Origin of the sequence: Pectobacterium fontis (genome assembly GCF_000803215.1) — a bacterium.
Classification (GTDB): Bacteria; Pseudomonadota; Gammaproteobacteria; order Enterobacterales; family Enterobacteriaceae; genus Pectobacterium; species Pectobacterium fontis.
The window spans coordinates 64,944-82,222 of the sequence record NZ_JSXC01000002.1; the positions used below are offsets into that span (position 1 = coordinate 64,944).

At 51.2% G+C, this 17,279-nt stretch carries 14 protein-coding genes; 5 read left to right on the top strand and 9 right to left on the bottom strand.

The window, feature by feature from the left end:
• Nucleotides 1-345: 345 nt before the first annotated feature.
• Nucleotides 346-1,065, top strand: coding sequence for a fatty acid metabolism transcriptional regulator FadR (gene fadR / locus OI69_RS00945; RefSeq protein ID WP_039344840.1), 720 nt, complete (start codon nt 346-348; stop codon nt 1,063-1,065).
• 110 nt (nt 1,066-1,175) lie between these two features.
• Here fadR and OI69_RS00950 read toward each other — a convergent pair whose 3' ends face one another.
• The gene (locus OI69_RS00950) at nt 1,176-2,717 is read right to left on the bottom strand and encodes a SpoVR family protein (protein WP_039344843.1); all 1,542 of its coding nucleotides are present in this window, start codon (nt 2,715-2,717) and stop codon (nt 1,176-1,178) included.
• Between the two features lie 281 nt (nt 2,718-2,998).
• Here OI69_RS00950 and OI69_RS00955 point away from each other — a divergent pair, with 281 nt between their 5' ends.
• Nucleotides 2,999-4,315 (top strand): D-amino acid dehydrogenase, encoded by a 1,317-nt coding sequence (locus OI69_RS00955; RefSeq protein WP_072034239.1) that lies wholly within the window; start codon nt 2,999-3,001, stop codon nt 4,313-4,315.
• Nucleotides 4,316-4,339: 24 nt separating this feature from the next.
• Here OI69_RS00955 and OI69_RS00960 read toward each other — a convergent pair whose 3' ends face one another.
• The 3 genes from OI69_RS00960 to yeaG form a co-directional block, all read right to left on the bottom strand.
• The gene (locus OI69_RS00960; protein WP_039344848.1) at nt 4,340-5,539 is read right to left on the bottom strand and encodes a multidrug effflux MFS transporter; all 1,200 of its coding nucleotides are present in this window, start codon (nt 5,537-5,539) and stop codon (nt 4,340-4,342) included.
• 164 nt (nt 5,540-5,703) lie between these two features.
• On the bottom strand, nt 5,704-6,978 hold the full coding sequence (locus OI69_RS00965) for a YeaH/YhbH family protein (protein WP_039345203.1): 1,275 nt from the start codon (nt 6,976-6,978) through the stop codon (nt 5,704-5,706).
• A gap of 36 nt (nt 6,979-7,014) precedes the next feature.
• Complete coding sequence (gene yeaG, locus OI69_RS00970; RefSeq protein ID WP_039344852.1) at nt 7,015-8,949, bottom strand: protein kinase YeaG; 1,935 nt, start codon at nt 8,947-8,949, stop codon at nt 7,015-7,017.
• Between the two features lie 454 nt (nt 8,950-9,403).
• Between yeaG and OI69_RS00975 the strand changes: the two genes are divergently transcribed.
• On the top strand, nt 9,404-10,153 hold the full coding sequence (locus tag OI69_RS00975; protein WP_039344855.1) for a MipA/OmpV family protein: 750 nt from the start codon (nt 9,404-9,406) through the stop codon (nt 10,151-10,153).
• Nucleotides 10,154-10,278: 125 nt separating this feature from the next.
• On the opposite strand, the gene OI69_RS00980 is transcribed toward OI69_RS00975, so the two are convergent.
• Nucleotides 10,279-11,148: a D-hexose-6-phosphate mutarotase gene (locus OI69_RS00980; RefSeq protein WP_039344858.1), complete on the bottom strand. Its 870-nt coding sequence runs from the start codon at nt 11,146-11,148 to the stop codon at nt 10,279-10,281.
• Between the two features lie 107 nt (nt 11,149-11,255).
• Nucleotides 11,256-12,251: a glyceraldehyde-3-phosphate dehydrogenase gene (gene gapA / locus OI69_RS00985; RefSeq protein ID WP_039344862.1), complete on the bottom strand. Its 996-nt coding sequence runs from the start codon at nt 12,249-12,251 to the stop codon at nt 11,256-11,258.
• 343 nt (nt 12,252-12,594) lie between these two features.
• On the opposite strand from gapA, the gene msrB reads away from it, so the two are divergent.
• Nucleotides 12,595-13,014, top strand: coding sequence for a peptide-methionine (R)-S-oxide reductase MsrB (msrB, locus tag OI69_RS00990; RefSeq protein ID WP_039344865.1), 420 nt, complete (start codon nt 12,595-12,597; stop codon nt 13,012-13,014).
• 123 nt (nt 13,015-13,137) lie between these two features.
• The gene (locus tag OI69_RS00995) at nt 13,138-13,410 is read left to right on the top strand and encodes a YeaC family protein (RefSeq protein ID WP_039344867.1); all 273 of its coding nucleotides are present in this window, start codon (nt 13,138-13,140) and stop codon (nt 13,408-13,410) included.
• A 66-nt stretch (nt 13,411-13,476) separates the two neighbouring features.
• Here the strand turns inward: OI69_RS00995 and pncA are convergent, their stop codons facing one another.
• From pncA to sppA, 3 genes are all read right to left on the bottom strand, one after another.
• Nucleotides 13,477-14,124, bottom strand: coding sequence for a bifunctional nicotinamidase/pyrazinamidase (gene pncA / locus OI69_RS01000; protein WP_039344870.1), 648 nt, complete (start codon nt 14,122-14,124; stop codon nt 13,477-13,479).
• A 19-nt stretch (nt 14,125-14,143) separates the two neighbouring features.
• Nucleotides 14,144-15,163, bottom strand: coding sequence for an asparaginase (ansA, locus tag OI69_RS01005; RefSeq protein ID WP_039344873.1), 1,020 nt, complete (start codon nt 15,161-15,163; stop codon nt 14,144-14,146).
• A gap of 242 nt (nt 15,164-15,405) precedes the next feature.
• On the bottom strand, nt 15,406-17,256 hold the full coding sequence (sppA, locus tag OI69_RS01010; protein ID WP_039344876.1) for a signal peptide peptidase SppA: 1,851 nt from the start codon (nt 17,254-17,256) through the stop codon (nt 15,406-15,408).
• Nucleotides 17,257-17,279 lie beyond the last annotated feature (23 nt).

The following is a 17,279-nucleotide window of genomic DNA, read 5'->3' on the forward strand; positions in this document are numbered from 1 at the left end:
AAGAAACCCCGTGGTTATTCAGCAAAAATCGGTGAATGGCTCCAGCGTAAACTCCACGCAGAGCAAACCGACCAGCGTCATCACGAGGGGCCGAGGCCGGGGCATGCCGATCATAATGGGAAGAGACTCCTTAATTCGTTAGAATAGGTTGATGATTTTCATCATATCGTAAAAACTTTACAAACTGTCAGACGTCTGCCGTCCTGCGCCGTAATCGGGCGGTTTGCCGTCACAATTTTTCATTGAAATTGTTCGGTGCCTGAGTGCAGCGCTATATCATGATTCTTTCGTCTGGTATTATGATTTGGCTTTTTTCGGCAATCACCGCTACGGATTATCAAACACATGGTTATAAAGGCGCAAAGTCCGGCTGGATTCGCGGAAGAATATATTATCGAAAGTATATGGAATAACCGCTTTCCTCCAGGCTCTATTTTGCCCGCTGAGAGAGAGCTTTCCGAACTGATTGGCGTGACCCGTACGACCCTGCGTGAGGTGCTTCAGCGCTTAGCCCGCGATGGCTGGCTGACGATACAGCACGGGAAACCGACCAAGATTAACAATTTTTGGGAAACGTCCGGGCTGAATATTTTGGAAACGCTGGCTCGGCTCGACCACGATAGCGTGCCGCAATTGATCGATAACCTGCTGGCTGTGCGTACCAACATTGCCGCCATCTTTATTCGGACGGCATTACGCCATAACCCGGAAAAGGTGCGTGATGTACTGACTCAAACCAGCGCGGTGGACGATAGCGCAGAAGCCTTTGCGCAGCTTGACTACAATGTGTTCCGTGGTCTGGCTTTTGCTTCTGGCAATCCGATTTATGGTTTGATCCTGAACGGCCTTAAAGGGCTATACATCCGCGTCGGGCGCTACTATTTTTCCAACCCGGAAGCCCGCAAGCTGGCGGTGAATTTTTATGGTCGTTTGGAAACATTGCGCAGCGAAGAGCTATACGATCAGGTGATGGACGTCGTCAGGCATTACGGTAAAGAAAGCGGGGCGATCTGGCACAGTATGCAAAGCGCCATCCCGCGTGATATCGCGGAAGTTCGCCGCTAAGGTTCATACGGTTTCGTTTCATTGTGAAAATGCGAAAAGGGGATTCAGGTTGCTGCCTGAATCCCCTTTGTCATGATTAACGTCGCTTTTATTGGCGTAGCCACGTTTTGCTATGTGGATGTTGCCCCGTTGCGCGGCGGGCAGCGTTCCAGCAGTTCAACACTGCCATCCGCGTTAGCCTGTTCCAGATAGACGTCAAACCCCCACAGGCGATGGACGTGCTTTAAGACTTCCTGGCTACTTTTATCGAGTGGGGCGCGGTTATGCGGAACATAGCGCAGCGTCAACGCCCGATTGCCGCGTAAATCTACATTCCAGACCTGAATGTTCGGCTCCAGATGGCTCAGATTGTACTGTGCCGACAGTTCCTGCCGAATCAATCGATAGCCTTCTTCATCATGAATGGCGGCAATTTCCAGATAATTATTTCGGTCATCGTCCAATACCGTAAATAGCCGGAAATCACGCATCAGTTTAGGCGACAGGAACTGACTGATGAAGCTCTCGTCCTTGAAGTTTTGCATCGCAAAATGCAGCGTGTCGAGCCAGTCTTTACCCGCGATATCGGGGAACCAGTAGCGATCTTCTTCCGTTGGCGACTGACAAATGCGCTTGATGTCCTGAAACATGGCGAAACCCAGCGCATACGGGTTGATTCCGCTGTAATACGGGCTGTTATACGGCGGCTGATAAATCACATTGGTATGGCTGTGCAGGAATTCCAGCATGAAGCGCTCGGATACCCTACCTTCATCATAGAGATGGTTCAGAATGGTGTAGTGCCAGAAGGTGGCCCACCCCTCATTCATCACCTGAGTCTGCTTCTGTGGATAGAAGTATTGGCTGACTTTACGCACGATGCGTAGCACCTCACGCTGCCATGGCTCCAGCAACGGGGCATTTTTCTCCATGAAATAGAGCAGGTTTTCCTGCGGTTCTTGCGGAAAGCGCCTCGCTTGCTCTGGTGCGGCACCCTGTTCGCGCCGTGGTAATGTCTTCCAGAGGTCGTTAACCTGACTTTGCAGATAAGCCTCACGGCTTTTCTGGCGGGATTTTTCCTCTTCAAGCGAAATCTTTTGCGGGCGTTTATAGCGATCAACGCCGTAATTCATCAGCGCATGGCAGGAATCTAACAGACGCTCCACCTCGTCCACGCCATAACGCTCTTCACATTGTGCAATATATTGCCGGGCAAACAGCAGGTAATCGACAATAGAGCTGGCGTCGGTCCAACTGCGGAACAGGTAGTTACCTTTGAAGAAGGAGTTGTGTCCGTAGCAGGCATGTGCCATGACCAGCGCCTGCATTGGTAGCGTGTTCTCTTCCATCAAGTACGCGATACAGGGATCGGAATTGATGACAATTTCGTACGCCAGCCCCTGCTGCCCGTGCTTATAACGCTGTTCGGTTTCGATAAACTTCTTCCCGAACGACCAGTGGGCATAGTTGATCGGCATGCCTATACTAGAATAGGCATCCATCATTTGTTCTGAGGTGATCACCTCGATCTGATGAGGATAGGTTTCCAGACGATACAGTTTCGCCACCCGATCAATTTCATCGAGGTAGACCTGTAATAACTCAAACGTCCAGTCCGGTCCATCACTCAGGCGAAGTGTTTTTTTTACCTGATTATCCGTCGATATAGCCATCAGCGCGCCCCCTACGTGATCAACCTGCACGCAATCGCACAGGCATAATTAATCGTAGCTCAATTTGATAAAAGTGATGAAAAAACGGTGGCTTGGCGCAATAAATTGGCAGATAGCAGCAATAGCGAAATGCTATCGCTATGGCGGATGACAATTTCTTGCCAGATGGTAGAGTAGGCTTGTTTTTTATCTTTTATCCAGTGTTTTACCCCAAGAAATAAGCATTCTTCCAGCGTATTAGCCCTTAAATAATTCGTGTTGCAGGAAAGGCAACGCACGGGGTGCTTAAAAGAAAATGGGGAGAGGCAAAGCGTCGAGAACGGAGTAAAAGGGAGAGTGGTCGCATGCGGGTTGTGATTCTGGGAAGTGGCGTAGTGGGAGTGAGTACCGCCTGGTATCTTGTACAGGCAGGGCATGATGTCACCGTGATTGACAGGCAACCGGAACCCGGCTTGGAAACCAGTGCGGGGAATGCCGGACAAATTTCCCCCGGCTATGCCGCTCCTTGGGCTGCGCCGGGCATACCGCTGAAAGCGATAAAATGGATGTTTCAGCGCCATGCGCCGCTGGCTATCCGGCCGGATTTTACGGCGACACAGCTTTGCTGGATGTGGCAAATGTTGCTCAACTGTGATGCATGCCACTATAAAACCAATAAAGCCCGGATGGTGCGGCTGGCGGAATACAGCCGTGACTGCCTGCAACAACTGCGACAGGACACGGGGATCCAGTACGAAGGTCGGCAGGGCGGAACGTTGCAACTGTTCCGTACAGAACAGCAATATGACAATGCAACACGGGATATTGTGGTGCTGAAAGAGGCGGGGGTGCCTTATCAACTACTGTCTCGTCATGAGCTGACCCGCGTTGAACCTGCGTTGGCGAAGGTGGCAGAGAAACTGACCGGCGGGCTGCGCTTACCGCATGATGAAACGGGGGATTGCCACTTGTTCACTCGCCAGTTGGCGGCGATGGCTGCTGAGGCTGGCGTCACGTTTAAACTGGGGCGTAACGTCCGTCAATTACGGGTGGAGGGGCAAAATGTTACGGGCGTGCAGTGCGACGACGACATGATGGTGGCGGATGCCTATGTCATGGCCTGCGGTTCCTATTCAACGGCGTTACTGCGCCAGTGGTTCGACATTCCGGTCTATCCGCTGAAGGGATATTCACTGACGATTCCATTGACGGATGATGCTTCTGCGCCAGTTTCTACCGTGCTGGACGAAACCTACAAAGTCGCAATTACCCGCTTTGATCGCCGCATTCGCGTCGGAGGCATGGCTGAAGTGGTAGGGTTCAATACCAAGCTGAACCCCAAACGGCGTGAGACGCTGGAAATGGTCGTACGCGATCTGTATCCGCATTGCGGGCCGATTGAGCAAGCCACATTCTGGACGGGGCTGCGTCCGATGACGCCAGACGGTACGCCGTTGGTGGGGCGTTCACCGCTGAAGAATCTGTATCTGAATACCGGGCATGGCACGCTGGGCTGGACGATGGCCTGCGGCTCAGGGAAATTACTGGCGGATATTCTGTCGGATAAAGCACCGGAGATTGAAGCCGATGATTTATCCGTGTCTCGCTATACTCGCTAGAGCATTCGTATTCTGTGTGTCGAACTACGAGCGGGGCAGAGCTGTCATGCTGCCCTTACAGTGCCGCGTGAGCAGGCGGGCGCGGATCGCCAGCAGGGCGGCACACAGCATCACCAGTGCCAGTGATATTTTTGACGGCAAAGGGAGTGCCATTGCAATCAGCCCCAGCGCCGCGCCGCCCGCCATCTGTACAAACCCGACCATCGCTGATGCAATCCCCGCCTCATTGGAATACGGTTCCAGCGCATAGCTGGTGGATGGCCCGATCAAAAATGCCAGACCGGCACAGGCCAGCGCCACGGGCAGCATGTAGGTCGGCCAGGTGTTTTGCATCAATTCTGGGAGGAAAACGACGCCGCCAAGCAGGGAAAGAAAACCCGCCCCCATCAGCAAGCTACCAACGGTAAGACACCGCGGTCGACCGATTTTGCGGATAATCCGATTCGCGAAGAAGCTAACCAGCATGATCCAAAAACCGTTCGCGCCAAAGGCAAGAGAAAACTCAAGGGGCGTGAGCTGTGCCTGATTCATCAACACCACGGGGGAGAAGGTGACATAAGTGAGCGCCATCCCCATGGCTCCTGCATTGACCGAAGCAAACCCCAGAAAGTGGCGATCGGATAACAGACGTATATATTGACGTAGCGGTAAACCCTTTACAGGTAAGGTTGAGTCCGGGCGCGTTTCGGGGAGAAAACGGATAACGAGTGCCAGAACCAGAATGCTGTAGCCTGCGAGGAACCAGAAGGGCGCACGCCAGCCGAAGGCCTCAGCCAATAACCCGCCCAAAAGCGGCGCTAGCGCTGGTACAATGTTCAGCGTGCCGTTAAGAAAACCATAGGTTCTGGCGGCATCATCGCCGTTCAGTTTGTCACGCACGCTGCTGAAAATAGCAACCGCGGTGCAACAGACGGCCATTCCCTGGAAAAGGCGTGAAAGGATGAAGAGCGTGGCGCTGGTAGCCAGTGCAGCCATGATCGCACCGATGAGATAGAGCAGCACACCAGCCAGTGCCATAGGGCGGCGACCATATTTATCAACCAGCGGCCCTGCCAGAAGCTGGCCTAATCCCATAACGAGAATAAACAGCGCGACGGTGGACTGAATCAGCGATTCAGGGCTATTCAACGCCACAGCAATAGCAGGAATGAGCGGTAAATAGATATCAATGCCCAGAGGGCCGAGTAGAACCAACGTCAGTAAAATCAAAACAAAGCGTTGCATAACACAATCAGTAATCTACGTTTTACGGGGGCGACAGGGTAATGCGCACCGTGATGGAAAGAAAGCGTTATCTTTGTGACAACGTCACGAGGAAAGCGATAAACCAGGTGGGAAAGGAATCAACCAGTTAGCGGTTAACTGCTAACTGGTTGAATGGTGAGGCGCTAATGTCCTACGGTTTGTTTACGGAAAAGTTCACGGAAGACCGGATAGATATCATCCTGATCGCGAATATGCTGCATGGCAAAATTATCGAATGTGTCGCGCAGGTTTTCATATTCACGCCACAGTGTCTGGTGTGAACGCCGGGTGATTTCAATGTAGCTATAGTAGCGCACCATCGGCAGAAGTTGGTTGGCCAAAATCTGATGGCACAGCGGCGAATCATCCGCCCAGTTATCGCCATCGGAGGCCTGCGCCGCGTAAATATTCCACTGCGAGGGATCGTAACGCTCCCGCATCACGTCCTCCATCAACTTTAACGCACTGGAAACAATTGTGCCGCCGGTTTCCTGAGAGTAGAAGAACTCTTGTTCATCGACCTCTTTTGCCTGTGTGTGGTGGCGAATGTAGACAACGTCCACGTTTTTATAATTTCTGCTGAGAAACAGATACAGCAGAATATAAAAGCGTTTCGCCATGTCTTTTGTCGCCTGATCCATCGAGCCGGACACGTCCATGAGACAGAACATCACGGCCTGGCTCGACGGCTCAGCCCGACGCTCGTAGTTTTTGTAGCGCAGGTCAAACGTATCGATAAACGGCACGCGGGCAATTTTCTGGCGCAGTTCCGCAATCTCCTGCTTCAGCCGTTCCTCTTCCAGCAATTGTGCCGGTTCGGTATGCGCCAGTTGTTCCAGTGACTCTTCCAGTTCGTGCAGCGTGCGCCGTTTGCCCGCCGTCATCGCCATACGGCGCGCCAGCGAGTTTTGTAACGACCGCACCACGCTGATATTGGCAGGAACACCGTTAGCGGTGTACCCGGCGCGGTGCGTTTTGTACTCGGTCATCTGCCGATGCTGGGTCTTCTTCAGATTCGGCAGGGCGAGATCTTCAAACAGCAGGTCCAGATATTCATCTTTGGAGATCTGAAAGACAAATTCATCCTCGCCTTCACCGTCTTTACTGGCCTCCCCCTGACCGGAGCCACCGCCGCCACCTCCTTGTGGCCGCTCGATTTTGTCGTTTTGTACAAAGTGATCGTTGCCTGGATGGACGCGGTGGCGGCGCCCACCACGCCCCTGATGGAACATCGGTTCGTTGATGTCAGCATTGGGGATCGATACCGACTCCCCGCTTTCGATGTCGGTCACCGAACGCTTATTAATGGCCTCGGAAATCGACTGTTTTATTTGCGACTTATAGCGACGCAAAAAGCGCTGGCGGTTAACCGTGCTTTTGTTTTTGCCGTTCAGTCGCCGGTCAATAAAATAGGCCATGTTTCCCCCAAACGCTGTTGCCAGCATCGTGCATCATTATGATGATTTCCTCACCCGCAGATACCATTCGCACAGCAAACGTACCTGTTTCCGGGTATAGCCTTTCTCCATCATGCGATCGACGAAGTCATCATGTTTTTTCTGTTCATCCGTTGAGGTTTTGGTATTAAACGAGATCACAGGCAGCAGTTCTTCCGTATTGGAGAACATCTTCTTCTCAATAACCGTGCGCAGTTTCTCATAACTGGTCCAGTTTGGATTCCGGCCGCTATTGTTGGCACGAGCGCGCAGGACAAAGTTGACGATCTCGTTACGGAAGTCTTTCGGGTTACTGATCCCCGCAGGCTTCTCGATCTTTTCTAACTCGGCGTTTAACGATTCACGGTCAAACAACTGGCCGGTATCCGGGTCACGGTACTCCTGATCCTGAATCCAGAAATCCGCATAGGTAACATAGCGGTCAAAAATATTCTGTCCGTATTCGGAATAGGATTCGAGATAAGCGGTCTGGATCTCTTTACCGATAAACTCGGCGTATTTCGGTGTCAGATAGCCTTTCAGGTGTTCCAGATACTTCTCCGCTAACTCCTGTGGGAACTGCTCGCGTTCGATCTGCTGTTCCAGCACGTAGAACAGGTGTACCGGGTTAGCCGCAACTTCGCTGTGATCAAAGTTAAACACGCGCGACAGAATTTTGAACGCAAAGCGGGTCGATAGGCCGTTCATCCCTTCATCTACGCCCGCATAGTCGCGATACTCCTGATAGGACTTCGCCTTCGGATCGGTATCTTTCAGGCTTTCCCCGTCGTAAACCCGCATTTTGGAGTAGATGCTGGAGTTTTCCGGGTCTTTCAGGCGTGACAAAATGGAGAAGCGGGCCAATGTTTCCAGCGTGCCGGGCGCGCAAGGCGCATGCGTCAACTCACTGTGATTCAGCAACTTGTCGTAAATCTTGACCTCTTCGGATACGCGCAGGCAGTACGGCACCTTTACGATATACACGCGGTCGAGAAACGCTTCATTATTCTTGTTGTTACGGAACTGTACCCACTCGGATTCGTTGGAGTGCGCCAGAATAATCCCGTTGAACGGCAGGGCGGCAATGCCCTCTGTCCCGTTATAGTTGCCTTCCTGTGTGGCGGTCAACAATGGGTGGAGCACCTTGATTGGCGCTTTGAACATCTCGACGAATTCCATAATGCCCTGGTTGGCGCGGCACAAAGCACCGGAGTAACCGTAGGCATCAGGATCGTTCTGGGCAAAGTGTTCCAGCTTGCGGATATCGACTTTACCGACCAGCGCTGAAATGTCCTGATTGTTCTCATCACCGGGTTCGGTTTTCGCGATCCCGACTTGCGCCAGAATTGACGGCCATACTTTGACGACTCTGAATTTGGAAATGTCGCCGCCGAACTCCTGAAGGCGTTTAGCCGCCCACGGCGACATAATGGTGCCGAGATAGCGCCGTGGAATGGCATACTCTTTTTCGAGTATCGCGGCATCTTCCTGCGGATTGAACAGGCAAAGTGGGTGGTCATTCACCGGGCTGCGTTCACCATTAGCGCTGAGAATGTAAATCGGTACGCGCTGCATCAGCGCTTTCAGACGTTCGGCCAGAGAGGATTTCCCGCCGCCGACCGGCCCCAGCAGATACAGAATCTGTTTCTTCTCTTCCAACCCCTGCGCCGCGTGTTTCAGGTAAGAGACAATTTGTTCGATGGCCTCTTCCATACCGTAAAATTCTTCAAAAGCAGGGTAGCGAGCAATTACCCGGTTCGAAAAGAGGCGTGACATTCGTGATTCTTGGGCGGTATCCACCATTACAGGCTCACCGATAGCCGTTAACAATCGTTCAGCCGCGTTCGCATAAGCGTTGCGATCCTGCTGACAGATAGTAAGGAATTCCTGCAGAGTGAATTCTTCATCCTTGGCAGCGTCGTAGCGCTGGCGGTAGTGATCAAATATGTTCATAGCGATGCCCGTCCTTCGTCGATTAGCACAGATTAAGAGAGCGCGTGAAATATATGCCTATTAATGTATTGCCCCCGAAAGGATAAACCTTCTTAGTCCAGCAACCCTTATGCCAACTTGCGGCGTTAGAGCGTCGTGATTTTATTCATGCCTGCTGGTCAGGAAGTCGTCACCTTCTGTATTAAAGCGTAGTTTGCATCCGTAAAATTTCCTCTAGTCCACGGACATATTTTTAAGATATTTCAAGGACTCACTTTCAGGAAAATCTGTGTAACATTACAGAGAATAGGCGCTCAGCCTTCAGGAGACAGCCTATTACCGACGTTAGCGCACGTAAAACCTATCGAATAGTTAGGTTATTCGTTAGTGTTATTTTTATATAACCGGAATGCGAACGTGTGTAATTGGCCTATCATGTTTCATGATATTTATCTGTAATAGGAAATAGAAAACTGTGAAAAAACCTCAACTATGTATGCTGGCCGCACTGGTTTCTGGTGCTGTGCTCCTGCCTTCAGCCTATGCCGCAGAGGTTTCTCTGGGCCTTGGCGCCGCGGGTTCAACGTCTGTGTACCGTGGTGTTGACAATGACGTTTATCCGCTTCCTGTACTGAATTATGAAAGTGAAAATTTTTATTTTCGCGGGCTGGGTGGGGGATACTACCTGTGGAATGACGGCGCAAATCGTTTCTCTTTAACGGCATACTACCTGCCTTTAGGGTTTAAACCGGGAGATAGCGACGATCTGCGAATGAAGCAGTTAGACAAACGCCGCGGTACGCTGATGGCGGGAGCGGCTTATCGTCATACCGCCGATTGGGGTGAAATTCGTACCGTGCTGGCAGGCGATACACTGGATTACAGCAACGGCCTCGTGTGGGATACCGCCTATCTTTATCGTTTCTCAATGGGCGATCTAAGCCTCACACCGGGTATCGGTGCTTCCTGGTTCAGTGAACACATGAACCGGTATTACTACGGTGTGAGTGCGCAAGAATCTGCGCGTTCTGGATTTAACCAGTACAGCCCTGGTGATGGCTGGGCACCGTATCTTGAACTGAGTGCGGGTTATAACATTAACGAGAACTGGAGCGCGTGGGCAGTTGGCCGTTACACGCGCTTGTCTGACGAAATGAAAGACAGCCCGATTGTTGATAGTAATCACAGCCTCTTAATGAGTGCGGGCGTCAGCTACCGTTTCTGATGCTTTTCGTGAGCATGGTGCATCTGCTGTACAATAATGGGGTGATATCACCCCATTTGCACATTTATGGTGCGCCACATGCCATGTTGCGTTGACGGGGATAACAAGGAGGCTTATCGCCGTGATTATTTCTTGATGCGGATAACCGTCGTTAGACGAGCCGGAGCCTTGGCGGAGGCGACAAACGGTTGGTTAATTCGCGCGGTTTCTACACATACGAACGTTTTATAGCCCTCATCGGTCATATCGCTAATCGTACGAGAGAGTTCTGCGCCTGGGTTCCATGACACCACATCACTATGGTGAGTATGGTGTACTTCAATCACGCGCTTCAGCACGGGATCGTGTACCACACTGGTGTCCTGCGGCTGGGTATAAATGCGGTCTGTACGGTCAGTAAAGACCAGATCGCCTTGCTGGGTAGCCCGTTTACCCTGATCCACTTTATCAATGAAGGATTCACCCAAACCAGCAATGCGAATATCACTGATATTGCCGATGTTAAAATAGGTATGCAGCGCGCTGGTAATGCTGTAATCGCCATGCGCTTCCAATTCAATACCACATTCTTTGCCCAGCTTGAAACGCGCGATGAGCGTGAATTCATGCGGCCAACTTTTACGCGTTGCCTCGGTGTCCCGCAGCGTGAAGGTGAGCTGTACACCGTGCTTATCTTCGCTGTGGGCGGTAAATTCCCACGGCAGCAGACGGGCAAAACCGTGGTTAGGATCGGCGAAAGGGCCAAACCAAGGGAAACAAATCGGTACACCGCCGCGAATAGCAACATGCTGAGTGAAAGGCGTATTGTCGCTCAGCCAGAGCACTGGCTCGTCGTTTGTCGGTTGCCAACTGAGCAAGTGCGCCCCTTGTAATGCCACTGCCGCGCGAACTTCAGGATGATCAACGACGATGATAGGAAGTTGGTCCAACTGACGCTGGCTGAGGGTTGCGCTAATTTGTTGAGTGACGGGGAGTGAGAAAATTGTGTTATGCATGATAGTACCTTTTTTTGATTGTTTTTCGTTGTAAAAAGAAATCTGCAATTAACAATAAAAAAGGGCGACATTACGTCGCCCTTTTTTCACCGAATCATCGCTGACGCTTATTTAGAGATGTGAGCGATCAGATCCAGAACTTTGTTTGAGTAGCCAGTTTCGTTGTCGTACCAGGAAACCAGTTTCACAAAGTTATCGCTCAGTGCGATACCCGCTTTAGCATCAAATACGGAAGTCAGTTTTTCACCGTTGAAATCGGTAGAAACCACTTCGTCTTCGGTGTAGCCCAGCACGCCTTTCAGCTCGCCTTCAGAAGCAGATTTGATTGCTGCACAGATTTCTTTGTAAGACGCTGGTTTTTCCAGACGTGCAGTCAGGTCAACAACAGAAACGTTCGGGGTAGGAACGCGGAACGCCATACCCGTCAGTTTACCGTTCAGTTCAGGGATAACTTTACCTACTGCTTTAGCCGCACCGGTAGAAGATGGGATGATGTTCTGTGCTGCGCCACGGCCGCCGCGCCAGTCTTTGTGAGACGGGCCATCAACGGTTTTCTGGGTTGCAGTGGTGGCGTGAACGGTGGTCATCAGCGCTTCAACGATACCGAAGTTGTCGTTGATAACTTTTGCCAGCGGTGCCAGACAGTTAGTGGTGCAAGATGCGTTAGAAACGATGTCCTGGCCTGCGTAAGCTTTGTGGTTTACGCCCATAACGAACATCGGGGTGTCATCTTTAGATGGACCAGTCAGAACTACTTTTTTCGCGCCAGCAGCGATGTGCTTACGTGCAGTTTCGTCAGTCAGGAACAGGCCAGTTGCTTCAGCAACGACATCAACGTTAACTTCGTTCCACTTCAGGTTTGCAGGATCGCGCTCTGCGGTAACACGAATGGTTTTGCCGTTAACAACCAGGTGGCCATCTTTAACTTCAACGGTGCCGTTGAAACGACCATGAGTTGAGTCGTACTTCAGCATATACGCCATGTACTCAGCATCTAACAGGTCGTTGATTGCAACGATTTCGATGTCAGAACGCTCTTGCGCAGCGCGGAAAACAATACGGCCGATACGGCCAAAACCGTTGATACCTACTTTGATAGTCATATATTCCACCAGCTATTGGTTTGTGAATAAAAGGTTGGTTGTAAAATTACAAAAACCTTGCTGAGCGTCAAGCGGAATCGTGTCAATAGTTGCTGTAAGTCAAACCTATGACCAATGTTTGTGCAAAAACCGCTCGAGCCTGTAACTCGGTAACATCTAAGACTGATATGAGGGCAGAATGCATCATATAAAGCCTGTGTTATCTTGATATGTGATGCACATCACAATTAAATATTCATGCTAATAACATTTCTACTATTAGGTCAGAACGGCCTGTCAGGTTGTTAATTTTTTGTTATAATCAACAGTTAATCGAATTGATAACACCTGCTGTGAGATTTCCATGACTAACGACTCTGCTTCACGTACCCCATCCGACAATACTGAATTGACTGAGATGCAGCGCTATGTCACCCAGCAACGTGGTACGGAGCCTGCGTTTTCAGGCAAATTGCTGCATAACAAGCGTACTGGCGTTTATCACTGTCTGTGCTGCCAGTCCCCGCTGTTTTATTCCGACAGCAAATACGATTCCGGCTGTGGCTGGCCGAGCTTCGATCAGCCCGTGTCCTCAGAAGCTATTCGCTATCTGGAAGATGATTCACACAATATGCGCCGTATCGAGATCCGCTGTGGGCAGTGTGATGCGCATCTGGGGCACGTTTTCCCTGATGGCCCGAAAACCACGGGCGAACGTTATTGTGTGAATTCCGCTTCGCTGAGCTTTATTGATGACGTTGATGGTGAGCGCGTTGACGGGTAATCTGTTTGTAGCAAGGCGGGTATAGCGGCTGAGATAGCTTTAAACGATTCAGCTACTATAGAACGCGGTATGACACGAATTCAGTAAGCATACATTTGACCTTTCTCGGAGCAGAAACCGGATATGGAACTCAATGATCTGATCGACGCCATGACGCCAGAAATTTACCAACGGCTGGTTACGGCGGTAGAACTGGGTAAATGGCCAGACGGTGTCGCGTTAACGACCGAACAGAAAGAAAATAGCCTGCAAATGGTGATGATGTGGCAAGCTCGCCATAACGAACAGGCTGAGCACATGACGATTGGCACCAATGGCGAAATTGTGATCAAGAGTAAGCAAGAACTGAAGCGCCAGTTTAGCGGGGCTGACGCAATTGTTACTCTAAAACCCTAAGTTACATTCAAATCCGCATCAACAGGCAGCCTCGTTGGCTGCCGTTATTTTCGGTTGTTGCTGGCGTCAGCGGGCAGAGGATAGCGTAGCAAGGAACTGCGTCAGATCCGTAAGTGTCGCTCCACGCTGTGCCATTTCCTGCAAGGCGAATTCGCTGTCGTTAGGTGCAAGATTCACGCCCCGGCAACCGTCCACCAGCACGTCGGTGTGATAACCCAGAGCAATGGCATCCAACACGCTGAACTTGACGCAATAATCTGTCGCCAGTCCCAAAACGGACAAATGGGTGATGTGGTTGGCACGTAGCCACCCATCCAATTCGGTTTTCACCCGATGTCCGTTATCGAAAAATGCGCTATAGCTGTCAATATCCTGCTGCGTACCTTTCTGTACAACCCACTGAATGGCCGACTGATTCAGCGCTGGATGAAAATCAGCCCCAGCGGTTCCCTGCACGCAGTGAACCGGCCACCAGATCTGCGGCCATCCGTTTAATTCGCCGATTTCTCCGACCTTGGTGTTTGCATTAACGGCAAAACTACCGTGATTCTCAGGGTGCCAATCCTGACTGGCGATCACCGTGACACCCGCATCCACGCAGGCTTTAATAGCACGGTTGGCCACCGCAATGACGTGGTTGCCTTCATTAACGGCCAATGCGCCACCGGGACAAAAATCATTTTGTAAATCAACTAATAGCAATGCTTTTTTCATTATCTGCTCCGTGATTGACTCAATCTTTATCGCTCAATTCCCCATGCAGGTTTTGCTGCATCAAATGGCGAATTTCATCGGCGCTGAGATCCAGCCGACTCAGTAAGTAATGCAGTTTGGTCAATGCGGCTTCAACGGTCATGTCAAAACCACTGATGACGCCTGCATGCGCCAGCGCATTACCTGTCGCATAGCCGCCCATATTCACACGCCCGGAAATACACTGCGTCAGGTTGATGACCACAATTCCGCGCGCAGAAGCCTCGCGTAACTCGTGCAGTAAGCCGGGGCTTTGCGGCGCGTTGCCAACGCCGTAGGAGCGTAAAATAAGCGCTTTCACGGGCTGACGGAGGAAATTGCTGATGACATCGGCAGAAATACCGGGATAAATCGTAATCACCCCAATAGGCTGCGGCGTAATGGGATGCACTTTCAGCGGTGGGCAGTTGCTGCATTCCACGGTAGGAGCCAGCCGACGAATATGGATTCCCGCTTCCAGCAGTGGTGGATAATTGGGGGAAGCAAAAGCATCAAAACCATCCGCATGGGCTTTGGTGGTGCGATTGCCGCGTAACAGCTTGTTATTGAAGAAGAGGGCGACTTCATTAATCGGGTGATTAGCGGCAACGTATAGCGCGTTCAGCAAGTTGGTCTGGCCGTCTGAACGCAATTCCGCGAGCGGAATTTGTGACCCTGTCACGATAACCGGCTTGGCAAGATTTTCCAGCATAAACGAGAGCGCGGATGCAGTAAACGCCATTGTGTCTGTACCATGCAGAATCACGAAACCGTCATAATCATCGTAATGATCCCGGATATCGTTCGCGATAGATTGCCAGTCTGCTGGCGTCATATCGGAGGAATCGATCAGCGGGTCGTATTCATGGATCGTGAACGAGGGCATCTCTTCGCGATGGAATTCGGGCATATTTGCCAATTGCTGTTGTAAATGACCGGATACCGGTACATAGCCATTGGCGGATCGCTGCATGCCAATAGTGCCGCCCGTGTAGGCGACATAGATGGATTTCTTTCGCATGGTGGTGTGAGTAAGGATAAAAAATTAATTATAGAGGGAAAAATAGCCCGATAATACAATCATAAGCAATGACTATTACCGGGCTATACACGTCATACTTCAAGCTGCTTGTGCGTTGGCAATACTCGGCTCATTTCTGAGCCTCACCGTGAAGGGCCGCCGCTTTGGCGTTGTTCAAAACGCTAGCGTTTTGTCACGCAACTCGAATTATTTAGGGTACATATGGGCGGCTACTGTAACCGTTACCGGACCTCTCCGCAGGTCAGGCAAAAGGCGTACCGGTTCTGCGGGTCGTTCAGGTTATTCATGATGGATGGCTGTGATTGCATCACTTCTGCCAACTGTGCGACCGGTGCTGGCAGCATAGACTGAACGGCAACGGGCAGCAGGGCGTAAACAGAGGCATTCACCTGATTCAACATGGTGTCGATGAGGCCAGGTTGTTCGGCATACCAGTTCAACTGGTATTGCCCCAGTTTAGCCAGCTCAGCGGCTTTCTTCACGGCATCGTCAAAATCACCAAGCTGATCGACCAGACCATTTTCTTTCGCGTCGCTTCCGACCCAGACATGCCCTTGCGCGATCTGATCGATTTGCTCCGGCGTTTTCTTACGTGCCTGTGCCACGATATCGATGAAGTTTTTATAACCGCGCTCAATACTCAACTGCATCATCTGTGAAAATTCCGGTGGCAGTGATTTCGTGATTGACAGATCGGCCAGCGGGGAGGTGGCAACGCCATCCGTGTGAACGCCAAGGCTTTCCAGCGAATTTTCGAACGTGTTAATCACGCCGAAAATACCGATAGAGCCTGTCAGCGTACTGGCGCTGGAGATGATGGCGTTCGCTGGTGTTGAAATCCAGTAGCCGCCCGATGCCGCCATACCGCCCATGGATACGACGATCGGTTTGCCGGCCAGACGGAGCGCCATCAGTTCCGAGCGAATCAGCTCCGACGCGGTAACGCTACCGCCGGGGCTATTGACGCGGAGCACCAGTGCTTTAATTTTAGGATCGAGACGAGCGGCACGGATTTGTGCAGCCGTGGTATCGCCGCCGACCATTCCCGGTGTTTCTGGTCCGTCAATGATGGCACCACTGGCGAACACCACTGCGATCTGGTTGTTGTTTGGCACCGGTGGTTTGATGACGTAATCGTAGATACTGATGAAGTTAAAGTTGTTTTTCTGGCTATTCCAGCCGAACGTTTTAACCAGCGATTGTTCAGTTATTGAACGGGATGCGACTTCATCAACCAGCTTATTGTCGAGCGCATAGCGAGCGGTGTCGCCCTGAACGGCCTGCAAACCGGCAATAATTCCAGTCGCTCCTGGGAAGAGCTGTTGTGGCGTAATCTGGCGATTAGCGGAAACCGTATTTAAATACTGCTGCCACAGTGCATTAATCCAGCGTCCATCGGCATCGCGTGCCGCAGGGGACATCTCGTCGCGCAGATAGGGTTCAACGGCTGATTTATAGGTGCCCACGCGGAAGATATTGCTGGTGACTTTCAGCTTATCAAGCAGAGATTTGAAGTAGAGGTTATTGGTCGCAAAGCCATGCAGATCAACACTACCTTGAGGCGTCAATGACACCGTATTGGCAAAACTGGCCAAATAATATTGAGACTGGTTGTAGCTGTCGCCGACGGCATAAATAGGTTTGCCGCTATCACGGAATTCGCGCAGAGCCTTACCGATATATTGCAGCGACGGCTGATCGGCGCCGGTAAAATCGCTGAGATCCAGTACCATTCCGGTGATGTTCTCGTCGCTCTTTGCCTGGCGAATACTGTCGACAATATCAAACAGTGAGTTTTCCTGGCGGCGGTTGCTCGACGCGCCGAAGAACTCGCGGCCTAATTGACGCAGTTTGTTGTTAACGGTGGGTTGATCAACCACCACCCCCGTCAGATCAACCAGCAGCGCCCCTTTCGTGGCCGTTTCTGGGGCCGTATTTACCTGTGTGTAGATCCCAACACCAACTAAAATCAGAGCGATAAGGAAAATATTGAGAATAAATTCTCTGATAAAATTAAGCAGACGCCATGTCCACTTAAAAAATCCGCTAAAAATTCGCCACAATGTGCGCATGATATCTCCATGAACGGGTAAAC

What these genes read in the sequence shown, in the direction of transcription:
- gapA (WP_039344862.1), bottom strand. Translation starts at nt 12,251, where the DNA reads ATGACTATCAAAGTAGGTATCAACGGTTTTGGCCGTATCGGCCGTATT.
- msrB (WP_039344865.1), top strand. Translation starts at nt 12,595, where the DNA reads ATGACTAACGACTCTGCTTCACGTACCCCATCCGACAATACTGAATTG.
- OI69_RS00965 (WP_039345203.1), bottom strand. Translation starts at nt 6,978, where the DNA reads ATGGCCTATTTTATTGACCGGCGACTGAACGGCAAAAACAAAAGCACG.
- yeaG (WP_039344852.1), bottom strand. Translation starts at nt 8,949, where the DNA reads ATGAACATATTTGATCACTACCGCCAGCGCTACGACGCTGCCAAGGAT.
- ansA (WP_039344873.1), bottom strand. Translation starts at nt 15,163, where the DNA reads ATGCGAAAGAAATCCATCTATGTCGCCTACACGGGCGGCACTATTGGC.
- sppA (WP_039344876.1), bottom strand. Translation starts at nt 17,256, where the DNA reads ATGCGCACATTGTGGCGAATTTTTAGCGGATTTTTTAAGTGGACATGG.
- OI69_RS00980 (WP_039344858.1), bottom strand. Translation starts at nt 11,148, where the DNA reads ATGCATAACACAATTTTCTCACTCCCCGTCACTCAACAAATTAGCGCA.
- fadR (WP_039344840.1), top strand. Translation starts at nt 346, where the DNA reads ATGGTTATAAAGGCGCAAAGTCCGGCTGGATTCGCGGAAGAATATATT.
- pncA (WP_039344870.1), bottom strand. Translation starts at nt 14,124, where the DNA reads ATGAAAAAAGCATTGCTATTAGTTGATTTACAAAATGATTTTTGTCCC.
- OI69_RS00995 (WP_039344867.1), top strand. Translation starts at nt 13,138, where the DNA reads ATGGAACTCAATGATCTGATCGACGCCATGACGCCAGAAATTTACCAA.
- OI69_RS00950 (WP_039344843.1), bottom strand. Translation starts at nt 2,717, where the DNA reads ATGGCTATATCGACGGATAATCAGGTAAAAAAAACACTTCGCCTGAGT.
- OI69_RS00960 (WP_039344848.1), bottom strand. Translation starts at nt 5,539, where the DNA reads ATGCAACGCTTTGTTTTGATTTTACTGACGTTGGTTCTACTCGGCCCT.